Annotated in this window: 12 protein-coding genes, 2 pseudogenes and 1 riboswitch; of the genes and pseudogenes, 4 read left to right on the top strand and 10 right to left on the bottom strand. The window is 40.8% G+C overall.

Annotation, left to right across the window (positions count from 1 at the left end; translation table 11 throughout):
* Positions 1-676, top strand: a pseudogene (locus tag AC058W_RS12180) (phosphoenolpyruvate carboxykinase (ATP)); the annotation flags it as partial.
* 137 nt (positions 677-813) lie between these two features.
* Here the strand turns inward: AC058W_RS12180 and AC058W_RS12175 are convergent.
* Positions 814-1,725: a ketopantoate reductase family protein gene (locus tag AC058W_RS12175; protein ID WP_182474276.1), complete on the bottom strand. Its 912-nt coding sequence runs from the start codon at positions 1,723-1,725 to the stop codon at positions 814-816.
* 176 nt (positions 1,726-1,901) lie between these two features.
* Here AC058W_RS12175 and AC058W_RS12170 point away from each other — a divergent pair.
* A pseudogene (locus tag AC058W_RS12170) lies at positions 1,902-2,947 on the top strand (RluA family pseudouridine synthase).
* Here the strand turns inward: AC058W_RS12170 and ribH are convergent.
* The 5 genes from ribH to AC058W_RS12145 all read right to left on the bottom strand — a co-directional run bounded on the left by ribH (position 2,944) and on the right by AC058W_RS12145 (position 8,545).
* Positions 2,944-3,411, bottom strand: a complete 468-nt coding sequence (gene ribH, locus AC058W_RS12165) for a 6,7-dimethyl-8-ribityllumazine synthase (RefSeq protein ID WP_020994061.1) — start codon at positions 3,409-3,411, stop codon at positions 2,944-2,946. The pseudogene AC058W_RS12170 and the gene ribH overlap by 4 nt on opposite strands.
* Before the next feature lie 114 nt (positions 3,412-3,525).
* Positions 3,526-4,725, bottom strand: a complete 1,200-nt coding sequence (locus AC058W_RS12160; RefSeq protein WP_008704014.1) for a bifunctional 3,4-dihydroxy-2-butanone-4-phosphate synthase/GTP cyclohydrolase II — start codon at positions 4,723-4,725, stop codon at positions 3,526-3,528.
* A gap of 146 nt (positions 4,726-4,871) precedes the next feature.
* Positions 4,872-5,519 (bottom strand): riboflavin synthase, encoded by a 648-nt coding sequence (gene ribE, locus AC058W_RS12155; protein WP_117844239.1) that lies wholly within the window; start codon positions 5,517-5,519, stop codon positions 4,872-4,874.
* Positions 5,500-6,609: a bifunctional diaminohydroxyphosphoribosylaminopyrimidine deaminase/5-amino-6-(5-phosphoribosylamino)uracil reductase RibD gene (gene ribD / locus AC058W_RS12150; protein ID WP_117844299.1), complete on the bottom strand. Its 1,110-nt coding sequence runs from the start codon at positions 6,607-6,609 to the stop codon at positions 5,500-5,502. Before ribD ends, ribE begins: the two co-directional genes overlap by 20 nt.
* A 245-nt stretch (positions 6,610-6,854) precedes the next feature.
* A riboswitch (FMN riboswitch) is annotated at positions 6,855-6,969 on the bottom strand.
* 85 nt (positions 6,970-7,054) lie between these two features.
* Complete coding sequence (locus AC058W_RS12145) at positions 7,055-8,545, bottom strand: AAA family ATPase (protein WP_479390120.1); 1,491 nt, start codon at positions 8,543-8,545, stop codon at positions 7,055-7,057.
* Between the two features lie 286 nt (positions 8,546-8,831).
* Between AC058W_RS12145 and trpS the strand changes: the two genes are divergently transcribed.
* Positions 8,832-9,893, top strand: a complete 1,062-nt coding sequence (gene trpS / locus AC058W_RS12140) for a tryptophan--tRNA ligase (RefSeq protein WP_294436405.1) — start codon at positions 8,832-8,834, stop codon at positions 9,891-9,893.
* A gap of 82 nt (positions 9,894-9,975) precedes the next feature.
* Here trpS and AC058W_RS12135 read toward each other — a convergent pair whose 3' ends face one another.
* Positions 9,976-12,324, bottom strand: a complete 2,349-nt coding sequence (locus tag AC058W_RS12135) for a diguanylate cyclase domain-containing protein (protein ID WP_479390119.1) — start codon at positions 12,322-12,324, stop codon at positions 9,976-9,978.
* A gap of 229 nt (positions 12,325-12,553) precedes the next feature.
* Here AC058W_RS12135 and fliB point away from each other — a divergent pair, with 229 nt between their 5' ends.
* Complete coding sequence (gene fliB, locus AC058W_RS12130) at positions 12,554-13,810, top strand: flagellin lysine-N-methylase (protein WP_479390118.1); 1,257 nt, start codon at positions 12,554-12,556, stop codon at positions 13,808-13,810.
* A gap of 48 nt (positions 13,811-13,858) precedes the next feature.
* On the opposite strand, the gene AC058W_RS12125 is transcribed toward fliB, so the two are convergent.
* The 3 genes from AC058W_RS12125 to AC058W_RS12115 form a co-directional block, all read right to left on the bottom strand.
* Positions 13,859-14,422, bottom strand: coding sequence for an HD domain-containing protein (locus AC058W_RS12125; RefSeq protein ID WP_117676974.1), 564 nt, complete (start codon positions 14,420-14,422; stop codon positions 13,859-13,861).
* Positions 14,423-14,436: 14 nt separating this feature from the next.
* Complete coding sequence (locus tag AC058W_RS12120; RefSeq protein WP_119242719.1) at positions 14,437-15,627, bottom strand: phosphopentomutase; 1,191 nt, start codon at positions 15,625-15,627, stop codon at positions 14,437-14,439.
* Positions 15,628-15,800: 173 nt separating this feature from the next.
* Complete coding sequence (locus tag AC058W_RS12115; RefSeq protein ID WP_479390117.1) at positions 15,801-18,305, bottom strand: glycoside hydrolase family 3 protein; 2,505 nt, start codon at positions 18,303-18,305, stop codon at positions 15,801-15,803.
* Between the last annotated feature and the right edge of the window lie 8 nt (positions 18,306-18,313).

The following is an 18,313-nucleotide window of genomic DNA, read 5'->3' as shown; positions in this document are numbered from 1 at the left end:
GCTGAAGGCAAGATTGATTTCGCAGATAAGAGCGTAACAGAGAATACTCGTGTATCTGTATCCGATCAATCACATTGAAAACATCGTTCGCCCGATTTCTTCTGCACCGGCAGCTAAGAACGTAATCTTCCTGTCCGCAGATGCTTTCGGCGTACTTCCTCCGGTATCTATCCTGACAGAAGCTCAGACTCAGTACTATTTCCTGTCTGGATTTACAGCTAAACTTGCTGGTACAGAGCGTGGAATCACAGAGCCTACACCTACATTCTCTGCTTGCTTCGGACAGGCATTCCTTGAACTGCATCCGACAAAATACGCAGAAGAACTTGTTAAGAAAATGGAAAAGAGCGGAGCAAAAGCTTACCTGGTTAACACAGGATGGAACGGAACAGGAAAACGTATCTCCATCAAAGATACTCGTGGTATCATCGATGCAATCCTTAACGGAGATATCCTTAACGCTCCTACTAAGAAGATCCCATTCTTCGATTTCGAAGTTCCAACAGAGCTTAACGGCGTAGACACAGGTATCCTTGATCCTCGTGACACATATGCTGACGCTTCTGAATGGGAAGTAAAAGCTAAAGATCTTGCTGGAAGATTCATCAAGAACTTTGCTAAATACGAAGGAAACGCTGCTGGTAAAGCACTTGTTGCAGCTGGTCCTCAGTTATAATTATAATTGCTGAATTAAAGTTAATTATAATTAAATTATAATTTTATTGTCCAAATGAGTACGAAAGGGATGCGAGTAATTCGCATCCCTTTTTCATGTTGTTTCGGTGGTCAAGCGGATATTCGCAATCCGCTTCGCTACAGGGCTCTGAGTTTTTCTGCCACTTTCTCATATGCGGGTACCGGAACGTGATATTCTTCTCCCATTCTTACTACTTCGTAAACTAATCCGTCAATTTCGGACTGTTTTCCTGCCATGATATCCCGCTGCATGGAAGTGGTTGCTTCCGGTGCGAGGTTGGAAAGGATTTTTAAATTTACTTCTGCCATATCTTTCTGGAAAGGAACTCCCATGGCTTCTGCAAGTGCTGCGATTTCTTTTATCATGGTCTTAAAAAGTTCTCTGGCTTCGCCTTCTTTCTGGAAATCTGCGGCAGTTGCGTGGTAATAGAGTCCTGCTGCCCCGATCGGGGATACATAGGAAAATTTCTCCAGTGCTTCACGGCGGATGTTTTCCGAAAGAGTCCCGTCGATATGACTGTCACAGAGGTCTTTCTGAATCTCTTTCAGTTCCGGTCGGAATTCTGCTTTGTCTCTTACGCCGAATACAATGTGCAGGATCTGTCCATGCTGGAGAAGTTTTCCCGGTTCTTTAATGTTGGCAGAAACATAGATGCAGCCGTCCGTTACCAGAAGATCCGGCAATTCTTTCTGCATTTTTCCACCTGTTCCATATATATTCAACACTGGAATTACGATAGTATTTTTCCTGGCAATGCGTTTGATAAACGGAATCGTTTTCTGTAAGGAATAGCCTTTTACGCAGACAAAAATTACGTCCGGATGCTCTGCATAATGCTCCATATCTGTAGCAGGAATGCTTATGTTTTCCTCTGTTTTATCCCACATTTTCTCCAATGTAAGACCCTGTTTCTGGATCTTTTTCAGGTGTTCGCCTCTCACGATCAGGGTTACGTCCTTGCCTGCTTTTTTCATATAATATCCGATAACACCACCGGTTCCTCCGGCTCCAATGATTAAGTATTTCATATTTATTTTCTGCCCCGCTTTCATTGTTTTGATTCTTATATCATAGCACAATTGCAATTTTTCTTCAGTATATTTTATGCATTACGCTGACATAATTTTGCATTGACAGTTTATTTTTTGCCCTGTAATATCAATGGTATCAATATCAGAATATATTACGCAGGAAAAGTATTAAGATGGAACGATATCTGGAATTTAGAATAGATGAACAAACTACAGAACTTAAAATGGAAGCATTTCTGAAAAAGAATGCAGGACTTACAAAACGGCAGATCAGCCAGGCGAAGTTTCGGCCGGACGGGATTACCAGAAACGGAGTTCGCTGTCGTGTAACTGAGACAATATATCCAGGCGATGTGATCCGCGTTTGTCTGGAGGAAGCCGGGACTGCTTCTGCGCATCTTGAAAATTATAATGACGGAATCAGAAGTAAGGATTTGTCGGATTTCCATTCCAACAGAGCTTCCGCTCCAGTTTCCGAAACTTCTTTTTCTCTGAATATTTTATATGAAGATACGGATATTCTGGCAGTTGATAAACCGGCAGGAATGGTTACGCATCCAACGGGAATGCATTATACAGACAGCCTCTCCAATCTTGTTGCCGGTTACTTTCGAGAGAAAAATGAACAGGTCTGTGTCCGCCCGGTGGGGCGGCTCGATCAGGAGACTTCCGGGATTGTGGTTTTTGCCAAAAATCAGGTAGCAGCTTCAAGGCTTCAATCTGTAAAATCTCCATGCAAAATTCACAAGCAATATCTTGCCGCTGTATCCGATACTTTGCCTGTAGATATGCCTGGTGTCTGGCATACCTTAGATTTACCGCTGATGCAGGACCCGGAGAATCATCTGAAAATGAAAACTGCTGCTGATCTTTCCTTACATTCATCTGCATTATCGGGAAAAATCAAAACAGCAGTTACTCATTATCATACTCTTCCAGTCAGGACTGGTCGCTTATCACACTTAAGCTGGATACCGGACGTACCCACCAGATCCGTGTCCATATGGCATCCACAGGACATCCTTTGCTTGGAGATACTCTTTATCATTCAGACGATAAAATATCTTCCTGTGCTTCCTTTTCCAGGGCAGCCCTTCATGCATGGAAAGTTTCTTTTCAGCATCCTTTCAGAGATAAAATGCTCCTTCTGGAAGCACCATTACCTTTCGATTTTCGTGAACTGGTTTCACTTTCAGGGTCTGATCTGTTGTCTATTTAAGCTTCAAATTCTTTGATCAGATTTACCATTTCAATGGCACTGAGTGCACAGTCATAGCCTTTATTTCCTGCTTTTGTACCTGCGCGTTCAATTGCCTGCTCGATGTTTTCTGTGGTAAGTACTCCGAATAATACCGGAACTCCTGTTTCCAGTGATACTGATGCAATCCCTTTGGAAACCTCATTGCATACATAATCATAATGACTGGTATTTCCACGAATCACAGCACCTACGCAGATAACCGCATCATACTTTCCACTTTTTGCCATTTTAGACGCGATCAGCGGGATTTCAAAAGCACCTGGTACCCACGCTACCTGGATGTCCTCTTCTTTTACATTGTGACGTGTCAGCCCATCCATGGCACCACTTACCAGCTTGGAAGTTATAAATTCATTGAAGCGGGCTGCTACAATTCCTACTTTCATTCCATCTGATACTAATTTTCCTTCTAATGTTTTCATTTTTTCTGGTCCTTTCATCTGTAAATTTATATTTTTTAACCTGTACAGGTTTTTATATACGGTAAATTTTATTTTCGGGAACGTTATCGTTATATATGAAAATCCCCGCTGTATTTAATACTTCAGAATATGTCCCATTCGTAATTGTTTTGTCTTAAGATAACGCAGATCATACGCTGTGGCATTCATCTGTATCGGAACTCTCTGTTTGATCCTGATGCCAAATTCTTCCAACTGATAAACTTTATCCGGGTTATTTGTCAGCAGCCGCAGCTCTTTTACCCCAAGATTTCTCAGAATCTGCGCACCAATGTAGTATTCTCTTTCGTCTCCGGCAAATCCAAGTGCCAGATTCGCTTCGAGTGTATCCATTCCCTGTTCCTGAAGTTCATAGGCACGAAGTTTATTGATCAGTCCGATTCCTCTTCCTTCCTGTCTCATATAAAGGAGTATCCCTCTGCCTTCTTCCTCAATCTGGGCCATCGCCGCTGCAAACTGCTGTCCGCAGTCACAACGCTGTGATCCAAAAACGTCTCCTGTCAGGCACTCTGAATGCACACGGCACAGGACGTTTTCTCCATCTCCGATTTCACCTTTTACCAGTGCTACATGATGTTCCCCATTCAGGCGGTTTACAAATCCATACGCCATAAACTCTCCGTATCTGGTCGGCATTTTTGTGGTCGTCACGCGATCCACCAGAATATCATGGCATTTACGGTAATTCTGAATATCTTTAATTGTTATGAATTTAAGATTCCACTTTCCGGCAAGTTCCCGTAACTCAGAAGTCCGCATCATAGTGCCGTCTTCTCTCATAATTTCACAGCACAGCCCGCACTGTTTTAACCCTGCAAGTCTGCACAGGTCTACAGTTGCCTCTGTATGTCCGTTTCTTTCCAGAACACCGTTCTTCTTCGCCAGAAGTGGAAACATATGTCCGGGGCGTCTGAAATCTTCGGGTTTTGCATTCTCGTCCACACATTTCATGGCAGTAACAGAACGTTCTGCCGCAGAGATTCCTGTAGTGGTGCTGATATGGTCTACGGAAACAGTAAAAGCAGTTTCGTGATTATCTGAATTTTCTGCTACCATCTGCGGGAACTGCAGTTTTCTTACATATTCCTCAGACATTGGCATACAGATAAGTCCTTTTCCGTGAGTTGCCATAAAGTTAATATTTTCTGTTGTGGCAAACTCTGCTGCACAGATAAAATCTCCTTCATTCTCTCTGTCCGGATCATCCGTTACCAGAATAATTTTTCCATTCCGAAGTTCTTCCAGAGCTTCTTCTACTGAATCAAATCCGTTCATTTTTTCTCTCCTTATACAATATATTTTTCTGTTGTTAAGAGGGCAAAATCATTCGTATTGGCTGCTTATCTGGTTCGTGTTAGGCAGATAAAACATCCACTGTACAGTTCTGCATCAATCGAATAACCGCTTTGTGGTTAATTCTGTCAAAAGCCATACTTATTCAGAAAATCCCGTGTAATATTACTTTTTATCGGCTGTTCTTTCACAGGCGTTATTAATTTTTCCACGTATTTTCCAATTATGTCTGTCTCCAAATTGACGATATCTCCTTCTTTGCGTTCTCCGAGGACTGTAATCTTTACTGTATGAGGAATTGCAGAAATGGAAAAGTCTGTTTCTGAGACTTTTGCCACTGTAAGACTGATTCCATCAACTGTTACAGAACCTTTTGTCACAATATATTTCATAATTTGTGGTGAAGCCTGAATGGTGTACCAGACAGCATTATCATCTCTGCGAATTTCCGTGATTTTTCCTGTTCCATCCACATGCCCGGCAACAATATGTCCTCCGAATCTTCCATTTGCCGGCATTGCCCTTTCCAAGTTTACATGCTGCCCCGGTGAAAGCTGAATCAGCGCAGAACGGTTCAATGTCTCGTGCATCACATCTGCCATAAAACCATTTTCCAGACATGCAGTTACAGTAAGGCAGATTCCATTTACAGCTACGCTGTCTCCTGTTTTCAGGTCATCCAGTATTTTCTCTGCCTGTATCGTGAATACCGCTGAATTAGCTCCTTTTTTTATATTTTTTACAGTTCCCAGTTCTTCAACAATTCCCGTAAACATTTCTCTTCACCTCACTCTCTATGAGAAAATCATCTCCCAGTCTGATTATTTCGCTGTTTTTTAATAATACTGCGCTGGCAGGATCAGGAAATCCTTTTCCTTCCACCGGCGTCTTTGCTTCTTCGCCTCCAAAAAGTTTGGGTGCTATATAGGTCTGAACTTTCTGAACAATACCGCTTTCCAGTGCTGACCAGTTTAAAGAACCTCCTCCTTCCAGCAAGATACTGTCTATCTTTTCAGCTCCCAGAAGTTCCATTAATCTGTTTAAATCTATGTGTCCGTTTTTCTCCGGAACATACAGAACCTGGCATCCCAGTTCTTCATAATTCTTTATCTTCTGCTGATCTTTACTGCTGCTTGCAATGATTGTAGGAATTGTCGCTGCTGTTCTTACAATCTTAGATGTCAGTGGTGTTCTCAGATGGGAATCGCAGATAATACGCACAGGATTTCTGCTGTTTTCCAGTCTGCAGGTAAGCATCGGATCATCTGCCAGCACAGTTCCCACCCCAACCATAATTCCTGTATATTTCAGTCGCTGTTTCTGTACATGAATTCTGGCAGCTTCTCCTGTCACCCATTTGGATTCTCCTGTATAAGCGGCAATTTTTCCATCCATAGTCATTGCATATTTCATGACCACATACGGTTTTTTATTTTGGATGTAATAAAAAAATGCTTCATTCAATTTATCACACTCTTCTTTTAAAATATTTTCTGTTACTTCAATTCCATGATCCTTCAAAATCCGGATTCCTTTTCCTGCAACCAGTGGATTAGGATCTGATGATCCGATGATCACGCGTCTGATTCCAGCCTCCAGGATTGCATTCACGCATGGAGGCTGTTTTCCATAATGGCAGCAGGGTTCTAAAGTAACATATATAGATGCTCCTTCGGGTTCTTCCGTACATGCTGCCAGAGCTTCTCTCTCCGCATGGAGTTCACCGTATTTTCTGTGATATCCCTGACCAATGATCTTTCCGTTTTTAACGATCACAGCACCTACCATCGGATTAGGTGCTGTAAAACCCATTCCTTTTTGCGCCAGTTCCAAAGCCATTTTCATGTACTGCCTGTCCTGTTCCATATCCGTTATATTTTTCAATCCATCATCTCCTGCTCTTTTATAACAATTCCATAAAATAAAGCCCCGGTGTTTTTTCAACATCCAGGGCTTGGTAATTAATATTTGATATGAATTATCTTCCGATGAATCTGACTCTTTATTTCATCACTGAAATCACTTTAATTGATATAAAAAAGCTCTGGAATAAATTAATTATTCCAGAGCAGTCAGCTTTCACAGATCAGTTAATTCTTCTGTATCTCTACTGTTATCCTCTTTCATCCAGACTGTACTGTCGGCTTCGGAATTGCACCGAATCATACCTTACGGCTCGTGGGCTTTACCACCGGTAGGGAATTGCACCCTGCCCTGAAGATCTTATTTTATTTTTATCAGCAATTTTTGCGATTTATCTTGCTGATGTCTGACAGTATACTCTCAACTTTTATCTCTGTCAAGATTTTTTTCAGGAAAGTAATCTTCTTACCATATCTGCATTAAATGTCACACCTGTCAGGTGATCTACTTCAATCTGGTACAGGGCATTGGCTGCGATATGCTCTGCTGCCTGTTCCAGATCACGAATACCGCTTGTATTTTTATGCAATTCAACGATGGCATTCAGACCCTCTTCTGTTACTACGCATTCTTCTGCCTTGAGGCTCATGCGTTTCAGAACCTTCGGAAGGACGTATTTGGAGAAGATGATCTTCTTCTCTTCTGATGTATAATCCGGGATATCGATCACTGCAAAACGGGACATAAGAGGTGCGCTGATCTGGGATTTATCGTTTGCCGTAGCAATGGGATAAACGCCCACTGTGGGCACCATACATTCCATATAGTTATCTGTAAATCCAAGGTTGTCAAGCAGAGTAAGAAGTACGTCTGCAGGGTTTCCGTTGCCCTTACCTGACGCTGCTTTATCAAGCTCGTTGATAATAAATACAAGGTTGGATTCTCCTGCTGCTGAGAAAGCTTCCATGATGATTCCGGGCTTTGCGTTTGCATAGATTCTGGAACTTCCTGTAAGCTGTTCCGGATCATTGATGGAACTCATGTCCAGAGTTGTCCAAGGCAGTTTCAGAATACGGGCAACTGCGTATGCAATCTGGGATTTACCTGTACCTGCAGGGCCTACAAGGAGAAGTCCGTATGCAGGAAGTGTATGGGTACGGTTGATCTGGATGATGGTTTCAATAATACGCTGCTTTACAGATTCCATTCCGTAGAGTTCTTCATCAAGAATTCTACGTGCTTCCTGCGGATCGATTGCTTCAAAGTAGTTATTCTTCCACTGAATGTTCATCATAATGGACAGTGCACGCTGAGCGTGGCGTCTCTCTTCCGGAGATACCTCATGAGAGCGGGCAACTGCAAGGTTTCTTCGAGCCCAGAGGCGAATATTATCCGGCAGAGTTCTTCCGGCACAGGTCATAAAGTCAGTGATGCTCTGAATGCTTGTCAGCTTCATCTCATCCCCTGTTTCTTCTTCATCTTCATCCTCAACAATCTCTGCAGGTGCACTGCTTGCAAGAAGTCTCTCGATCATAAACTGAAGAAATCCGTCCTCTGCGGAAAGTTTCGTGCCGCCGCCAAAAGCAGTTTCACGAATCTTATAAACTGCATAACCATTCTCTTTATTCTCTCCTGAAAGGCGCACATTGATATGATTCTCCCCAAGCCATTTCAGAAGACTTACAAATCTTGAATCAATACTGATGATATCTGCACTGAAAACGCCGTCATCCTCTTTAAATTCAAAGGATGTACGTTTGATTGGATTAGTAAAAATACCGCAGGAATGATGTTTCCACTGACGGATGCTGTTATCCAGAATCATGATCGGTTTCTCAGGGGAAGTCTCCTTTTCATCAGACTGGAAAGTAGTGTAGGTACATTCAGACTGTACACCTGGTTTCTTGTCTGAAGCACCGCTGAAATCAAATACTGGCATGGTAAATACTCCTTTTATTTTATCCTTAATCAGTGTGTAATTTTTTATGTACAACTCTTTATTATTCTAGCAGAATCTTTTCTTTTAATCAATTCTGTAAATGTATTTATTGCATAATTATTCAAGAAATTATATCGTTAATGTTCACTCCGTTCACAGTAACATTATATCCTCATTTATTCCACCAAAATCATTGACGGTAACATCCGCAGGCTTTATAATAGGGATAACTGAGAATTTCCAGATTATTCTCTGGAAAATCGGAATTTACTTTTAGGAGAGCAAAATGAGCAAAATTATTTTAACCGGTGACCGCCCAACAGGCCGCCTTCATGTTGGACATTATGTTGGTTCATTATCCGAGCGTGTTCGTTTACAGAACTCCGGCTTATATGATGAAATTTATATTATGATTGCTGATGCACAGGCATTAACAGATAACGCAGAACACCCTGAGAAAGTTCGCCAGAATATCCTTCAGGTTGCACTGGATTACCTTGCATGTGGTATTGATCCTGAGAAATCCACAATCTTTATCCAGTCTATGGTTCCGGAGCTTACAGAACTCACTTTCTACTATATGAATCTTGTGACTGTAGCACGTGTACAGCGTAACCCAACTGTTAAATCTGAGATTCAGATGCGTAATTTTGAAGCCAGCATTCCTGTTGGATTTTTCTGTTATCCGATCAGCCAGGCAGCAGATATCACTGCATTCCGCGCTACTACTGTTCCGGTTGGAGAGGATCAGCTTCCGATGCTTGAACAGTGTAAGGAAATCGTACACAAGTTCAATACTGTTTATGGCGAAACTCTGACAGAGCCAGAAATCATTCTTCCATCCAATAAAGCCTGCTTACGTCTGCCAGGTATCGATGGCAAAGCAAAAATGAGCAAATCTCTCGGAAACTGCATCTATCTTGCTGATGAAGAGGCAGATGTCAAGAAGAAAGTTATGTCCATGTTTACTGATCCGAATCATCTTCGTGTGGAAGACCCTGGTCGTGTGGAAGGAAACCCGGTATTTATCTATCTGGATGCTTTCTGCAAACCGGAATATTTCGCAGAATTCCTGCCAGAATATCAGAACCTGGATGAACTGAAAGCTCACTATACACATGGCGGTCTGGGTGATGTTAAAGTTAAGAAATTCCTGAACAAAGTACTTCAGGCAGAGCTTTCTCCAATCCGCGAAAGACGTAAACATTGGGAACAGCATCTCGATGATGTATATGATATCCTCAAAGAAGGAAGTAAAGTTGCTGAGGCAAAAGCTGCTCAGACACTTCATGATGTACGTTCTGCTATGCAGATTAACTACTTTGACGATAATAGCCTGATTAAATAATTTCCCAGGATATAAAACAGGTTCAGATACGAAATATATTATTCGTGTCTGAACCTGTTCTTTGCTTAGCATTATTTTATTACTATTTTTCTAAATCCAGTTGTTTCTTTACAGATTTTCTCCGTTTCTTTTTTTCCTCATAGAGAGCTTTATCGGCATCTTTCAGTTCATCTGAGATTGCCAGTCCGCTACTGCATGTAACTATCGTGTATCCCACTGATAATTCCACATAATACGCTTTATCGGAATTCTCATTAAATGCTGCACTTTTCTTCTGGATCAGTCTACGAATCCTCTGTCCATCCTCAGCATTTCCGGGAAGCATTGCGCAGAATTCATCTCCGCCGATTCTTCCTATGATGCCATTTTCTCCCACCACAGATTTTAAAGTCTCAGCACATTTTTTAATGGCAAAATCGCCTTCTATATGTCCAAAAGAATCATTGATTTCCTTCAGGTGGTCCAGATCTGCAAACAGGATCAGCATCTCTTTTCCATCATTTTTTCTATTCATCTGAACTGCCTTTTCCATAAGTCCCCGGCGGTTCATACAGCCTGTTAATGCATCAGATTCCGACAGAAAGTTAAGGACTTCATTCTTTTCCCTGACTTCTCTGACCAGAGCTTCGAGTTTCTGCTGCATCCTTTTTTGCTCTTTCGACATCTGATACATACGCAGCATATTTCCAATCTGCCTGCTGATAAGATAAAATAAAGCCAGATTGGCAGGATTAATTTCCGCTGCCAGAACACCATATTGCATTTCTCCGGAAAAGAGACAAAGAATCGTCGCTACATAATTTTCGTTGTCTTTCTTTCCGCATATAACTCTTCCGTCCCTTGAATAATCTGTAGACACTTCCGGACGTTCATTCTCTTTATATGAAATAATCTGCTGTCCTATCTGATATGCAGCCAGATACATCTTATCTGGGCATTTCCATTCCTCATCTCTGTAATGAGCTACCGGTTCTTTAAAAATATAAAGATACGATGCTTTTGCGCTCAACGCGTTTAGCTTCACAAGTGCACGTCTATACATCTCCTGCTCATCATTCATATGACATATCATATCTTTGGAAATCAGCGGAACAAACCAGCTTTCCTGTTGAAAAGTACTGAAATGCTCTTTTTCACTTTTAATACTGTATGCCACGATCTTATCATTTAAGAGTCTCTTTCTCAGAAGTAAATTCTGAATGATCGTTCTGTCTGGCTTATCTTTTCGCAATTCTACCTGAATACATTCATCAACAAATTGATCCAGCACTTTCATAAAAGAATGTCCATTGAGCAGTCCGCCGAGTTCACTGTCAAACAATTTCTGCAGACCTCTCTTTATATTCTCTTCACTATCCGAAGTTCTGAAATCCACACTTAAAAGCAAACTCAGATAATCCCGTATTCTGCCCTTCAATTCTTTATTTGAATTGGCCGGAAGAACTTCCTTCAGCATACTGTCCAGATAACTCTCCACAATCGCTGTCCAATGAGTTTCTTTTCCAAGAATTGAAGTTTCCTCATAAGAATTTCTGTCTACTGAACATCCACATGACTCACGAATTCTTACACTCGCCGAAACTACCACAGAGTGGCATTTCTTTCCCTTGCACAATTCTACCGCGCCGATTATTGCCATATACCCCATATCAAAAGCATTCTGCAATACAGTTGTCAATGGCGGATTCATTGTCTCGGCAAGTTCCCAGTCATCAAAACCAGTAATCGCAATGTCCTTTCCGACAATCAATCCTCTTTTATTACATTCTCTATATGCAGTCTCTGCCATAACATCATTTGCACAGATCATTGCTTCCATGTCAGGATATGCATCCAATAAATGATTTACCTGTTTCTGCACACATGATGAATAATCTCCATAAGCAATCCGCTCCGGTCCAAACGGGATTTCATATTTCTCCATCACATCATATACCGCCTGCCTGCGTTCCCTGGCGTCTGTATTTCCATGAGGTCCCGCAAGATAGGTAAAATTTCTATACCCATGGTCCTTTACCAGATGTTCTGCTATGGCATACATTCCATTATAATTGTCCGTAATAATGGATGTAGATGTTCCTGTTTTGTCCCTTTCTTCGAGAAGAACACGTGGCTTATCTCTATATTTCTCCAGAAAAGTTGCACTCTCTTTTTCATCCAGAAAAATACATAATGATCCATATGCGATTACCAGCACATCCAGGTCCGCAAATGCCTGATAATCATATGCGGCATTAAACTGGTAGTCATAATCATCCTCCACATCTTCTCCAAAATATGATTTATAATAATAGCTGCTGTGAATTCCAAGGAATAATATAACATTGACATCCATCGACTGTGCTGCATGAAAAATCCCCTGCATTAGATCCATCGTATGCGGTGAATTTGCATTTCCTATCATCACACCAATTGTATATCTCTTCTTCACAACTTTTGGCTTCCTTTCAAAAAGCTTTGATTTGTATATTATTTTATAATATTTTTGGTTCCCATTCAATATATTTTAGCTATTTCTGTCAAAAATAAATGCATTGTATTTTCTATTCGTTTCCTATACAATATTTTTATATCATAAGATAAGAAATGTTGTTGCTGTTCACATCATTCTCAGTAATACAACACTTTTCTTATCTGTCAGAAAGGAGTTATTTAGCGTTATGCAATTTACATTTCCAAATTATTATAAAGAATTCTCCTGCATTGCCGGTGCCTGTCCGGACACCTGCTGTGCAGGGTGGCAAATCGTTATTGATGATAAAACTTTGAAAAAATATCAGCACTTTAAAGGTCCGTTCCGTAACCGCTTACATAACGATATCGACTGGAAAGAACATGTTTTCCGACAGTATGATCGTCGCTGTGCATTTCTGAATGAAGATAATCTGTGTGATATTTATACAGAAGCAGGGCCGAAAATGTTCTGCAAAACATGCAGAAATTATCCCAGACATATTGAAGAATTTGAGGGGTTACGCGAGATTTCCCTGTCACTTTCCTGCCCGGAAGCCGCAAGGATCCTTCTGTCTCAGAAAGATAAAGTAAATTTTATAACCAGGGAAAAAGAAACTCGTGAAGAAGTCTATGATGATTTTGATTATCTCCTGTTTACTGCATTGATGGATACGAGGGATATGCTGATAGCTATCATTCAGGACAGGACAATTCCTATGCAGAAACGTCTGTGGAAAATACTTGCGATCGCACATGATTTTCAGCTGTGCATAGATAAAAATGAGCTTTTTAAATGGGAAGATATGAGGAAACGCCATAAAGATTCCGGATACGGAGAAGAATTTTGCAATAAAATTCATTTTAAAATGAATCAATATAAAAAAGAAAATACCGCAAATCCTTCAGAGAAAACAAATATAACTAATGCCTCAGATGTAGCCGATATTTCCGGCCGTCCAGATTATTCCTGTAAAACGAAAGAATTATTCCAACAAATGTGGCAGACGATAGTTCCTGCCATGGAAGTCCTTCGTCCTGGGTGGAGAGACTTTCTGAATGAATCTCTGACTCCTTTATATACAGGAATTTCAGATGATCCGTCCGCAAAAGTAAGTCTTTATCCATATCAGAAAAGTGAATTCGATTATTACTACCCGGACTGGCAAATTCAGGAGGAGCAGCTTCTGGTTTATTGGATCTACACTTATTTTTGTGGTGCTGTTTATGACGATGAGATTTTTGCAAAGGTAAAAATGGCTGTTGTCTGTACATTATTTATCCACGAATTATCTGTTGGAATATACCTGAAAAACAACCGTCAATTTAGTCTGGAGGAGCAGATTCAGATTTGCTACCAGTTCTCCAGAGAACTGGAGCATTCGGATCTTAATCTGAACAAATTTGAAGAATTAATGTCAGAGAATAAGATTTTTTCATTTGAAAATCTGTTGAAAATTTGCTAAAAAAACTTGCTGTACATTGGTGTTTTCCCTCTGTGCAGCAAGTTTTTATTATTTGTCCATACCAGCTTTCTTTCTGGAGTCCTCTCTGACCATATCCCGCAGACTCTTCATATATTCACTGAAACTGCACTCTTTAGTTCCGTAGGTCATCTGTAGATCATATTCCAACGGAATCCAGGTAGAAAGATCAGCCTCATTATGCTGAATCAATGCTTCTAATTTGTCCAGAGCCTTATATATTTTTGCTTCTAAAGTTTCCAATGCCTCCATCTCAGCAAACAGTTCTTTCAAATCTGTTTTGTACGGCTCTGGCAAAGTGTCCAGCAGTTCATCCATTACAGAATTTTCATGCTCTGAATCAGCAGTAGTTTTCTCAAACGCAGGAATATCTCCTGTAATGGCTTCTCCCATGTCATGAAAGATACACATCTTGATTACCTTATCAATATCTGCCTCAGGAAATTCATCCTGCATAAAATATGCCATCATAGTAAGCCGCCAACTATGTTCTGCCACACTCTCATGCCGCCCTGAAGATGTATAAGAATGTCTGGTATTACATTTTAATCTTTCCGCTATCTTCAAAAAATCCAGAAATACTCTGCTATCCATATGTTTTCCCCTGATTATACTAACTTATCAAGAATAGAATGTCCGATTGTTCCCTCTGGCATTTTTACCTGAAAATTATCTGCAATAGTTGCCCCGATAATTGCAAATGTATCCTCTTCCTCTAACTGACCACCCTGTTCCATCTTCGGTGACCAGGAAATGAATGGTACATATTCTCTGGTATGATCTGTTCCTGTGTATGTCGGATCATTTCCATGATCTGCAGTAATAATCATAAGATCATCAGATGTCATCTCCTCCATCAGAACGCCCAGATTCTTATCAAATTTCTCGATTTCCTGTCCGTATCCTTCAGGATTTCTGCGGTGTCCCCAGAGTGCATCAAAATCTACCAGATTGGTAAAGCAAAGTCCATGGAAATCTTTCTTGCTGATTTCAATCGTCTGTTCCATTCCATGCACAGAGCTGTTAGAATGCAGTGCTTCTGTCACACCCTCTCCACAGAAAATATCATTAATTTTTCCTACACTGATCACATCGTATCCTGCATCTTTTAATGCATTCATAGCTGTTAATCCGGTTGGTTTAAGTGCATAATCATGACGGTTACTTGTACGTTTAAACTCACCTTTCTTCTTTCCAACATATGGTCTTGCGATTACACGTCCCACACGCCATTCATCTTTCATTGTAATTTCACGTGCGATTTCGCAGCAACGATAGAGGTTCTGAAGGTCGAATGTCTCCTCATTTCCGCAGATCTGCAGAACTGAATCAGCAGAAGTGTATACGATCATTGCACCTGTATTGATTTCTTCTTCGCCAAGTTCTTCAATGATTTCTGTACCGCTTGCACTCTTATTTCCGATTACACGTTTGCCACAGCGTTTCTCAAGTTCTGCAATCAGTTCTGGCGGGAATCCTGTATCTGTAAAAGTCTTAAATGGTTTCTCTGTCTTGATTCCCATCATCTCCCAGTGACCTGTCATAGTATCTTTTCCATTGCTGGCCTCACTGACACGCATAAAACGTCCCATCGGATTCTCTACCTTCTCCATTTTACCTGCCTGATGAAGATTTATCATTCCCAGTTTCTGCAGATTCGGAATATCCAGAGTTCCCATCCGTTCCAGAATATGTCCGAAAGTATCTACACCCTTATCTCCAAATTTCTCTGAATCAGGCATCGCCCCAATTCCCAGTGAATCCAGAACGATCACGAATATTCTCTTATATTTCTCCATTTCACCATATCCTTTCTTTTTTATTTTACAACTAAGTAAGCCCCCACTTTATTCGCAAAAGTAATCTTTTACAAGCAGGGACTTTCTCTGTCTATTTTTTATCTATATCATATCATAATTTTATGTTTCAGGCTATCATAATCTTAATTTTTTTGATAAACCTAATAAAAAATTTATCGTTTCTGATTTACTCTGCTAATCATCGTTATCAGGTGTTCTGCGCAGCTTCTTATTTCTTCTTCTGTAAGTTTTCCTTCTTTATATGCCTGTAGGATGTTCTTATCATCGTCTGGATTTCCAGGCATGATGATGTCATTTCCTGCTGCCGCACATTTCCATGGAGTACTTCCATCCTCCGGCACTGTTGTGTTCCAGTCTGACATAATGGCGCCGTCAAATCCCCATTCCTTTCTGGCAACTGTTACACATAAATCTTTACTGTTTGCTGCATGCACTCCATTCACCAGATTATAAGATGTCATAATGGAAACCGGATTTCCTTCTTTTACTGCAATTTCAAATCCACGAAGATAAATTTCCCTAAGTGCACGTTCTGATACACGGGAATCTACACCCATACGGTTATCTTCCTGATTATTACATGCAAAATGCTTGATCGTTACTCCACATCCCGGTTTGCTTTGCACACCACGTGTTACTGCTGCCGCTAACATTCCTGTAAGATACGGATCTTCTGAATAGTACTCGTAATTTCTTCCGCATAACGGATTTCTGTGAATATTCATTCCCGGTGCCAGCCAGAGATTCACATGGAATTCTTCCATTTCTTCTGCAATTGCTTTTCCAAACTTCGTCATAAGCTCTGTATCCCATGTCTGAGCCAGTGCTGTTCCTACCGGAAAAGCTGTGCAATACTGATAATAAGTATCTGCATTTTCATGATATACTCCCGGCTCCAGGATTCCATTTTCCAGAGATCCAAGAACGCCCATTTCATAAATGCTGTCGGTTTCTTTATTTACCTGATACCACTGTCTGAGACGAATACCGGCAGGACCATCAGCCATAACAAGTGACGGGACTCCACATTCTTCCAGTGCGCCACTGGTTTCTCCAGCAGAACCTGGTACGCGGATTCCAGCTGCTCCTAAAGTACTGATATTCTCTGAAATTTTTCCATAAAGTAGTGGAATCAGTTCTTCAGCGGATTTCTCTGCTATCTTTGAAAGGACTTTTTTATATTCATTGGTGAGAGATCCTTTATTTTTCTCTACATCGTTAGTTTTCTCAGAAGGTGTCGACAGACAACGCGGTTTAAAAAGATATCGTGGTACCTGTGCCAGTTTCTCCTCTTTCTGATATTGTATAAGTTTTTCCTGCATTTCTTCAGACAGATGAATACAATCCAGTTTCTCCTGCAATGGGCAGATTTCATCCAGCTGTTCAAGTTCTTCATAATCTGGAACTTCCAAAATCGCAGCAAATTCTAAATTATCTGAGTTGTTTCCAAGCATAAGGCCATAGCTGCCTTTTTCCATTATCCAGGTATGTGAATCCTCATTGAAAGATGCCAGTTGTTTTTCCTGTATTTCTATGATAAGTGTCTGTGTTTCCCCAGGCTGCAGAAGTCTGGTTTTGGCAAATCCCACTAATCTCTTATATTCTTTTTCAAAATCTGTTCGTGGAAATGTGGTATAAATCTGCACTACTTCTTTACCGGCATATTTATTTCCTGTATTTGTAACCTGCACCTCTGTTCTGATCTTGCTTTCCTCAATCTTCAGTCCACAACATTTAATCTCAAAGGAAGTATAAGAAAGACCAAAACCAAATGGAAACAGCGGCTTTTTCCCGAAACTGTCAAAATACCTGTAACCTACAAAAATCCCTTCTTTATATTCCTCTTTTTCCAGATTTCCATTCAGATATCCATATTCTTCAGAAGACGGATAATCCTCATAATGTCTTGCCCAGGTTGTCGTCAGTTTACCACTTGGTACTTCTTTTCCCAGAAGTACATCCGCCAATGCATCGCCGCCTTCCTGACCCAGCTGGGAAATATTAAGAATTCCTTTTATATTATGTGTCTGTTCCAGAATTTCAGTCAATTCTACCGGGCCGCCGGCATTAAGAATAAGAATCACCGGCTTATTCATTTCTGCAAGATAGCGTAAATCAGCGGCTTCCCTTGTGCTCAGATAATAATCACCTTTCACTTTTCGGCGGTCTTTTCCTTCTCCTGAAATACGACTGATCACATAAATTATAGCTTCAGCCTGACAGATATCTTCTTCTCGAACCTCGCGTCCCAATGGCATCTCGAACGGATTATCTGCATAGGCATCAAAAGGATTGTCTACTTTTTTTGCCTCTTCCAGAACTTTTTCTTTCCATGCTTCCCTTGCCTGCTCATAACGATTGTGATAATCGCTGATCCAGTCTTTGCTTACAATTTTTACACCGGCTTCTTTTAACCCCTGATAGATTGAAACGTTTTTTCTGTTATTAACATCTCCCGAACCAATTCCGCCTTTTACTGTTTTTTCTGCCCCACATCCAAGGACTGCTACTGCTATATTCTTTTTTAATGGCAAAATTCCTTCATTTTTCAGCAAGACAATTCCCTCTGCCGCTGCTTTTCTTGCAAGCCTTCCATGAAGTACTTCTCTTTCAGATGGCAGTTCCTGTCTGATTCCACTGTAAATCCATTTTTTCATAAATTTAG

It is taken from the genome of Blautia sp. CGZ-1-C1, assembly GCF_056504575.1.
The sequence above is the reverse complement of the archived record's forward strand: the minus strand, read 5'-3'. Positions and strand labels throughout refer to the sequence as shown.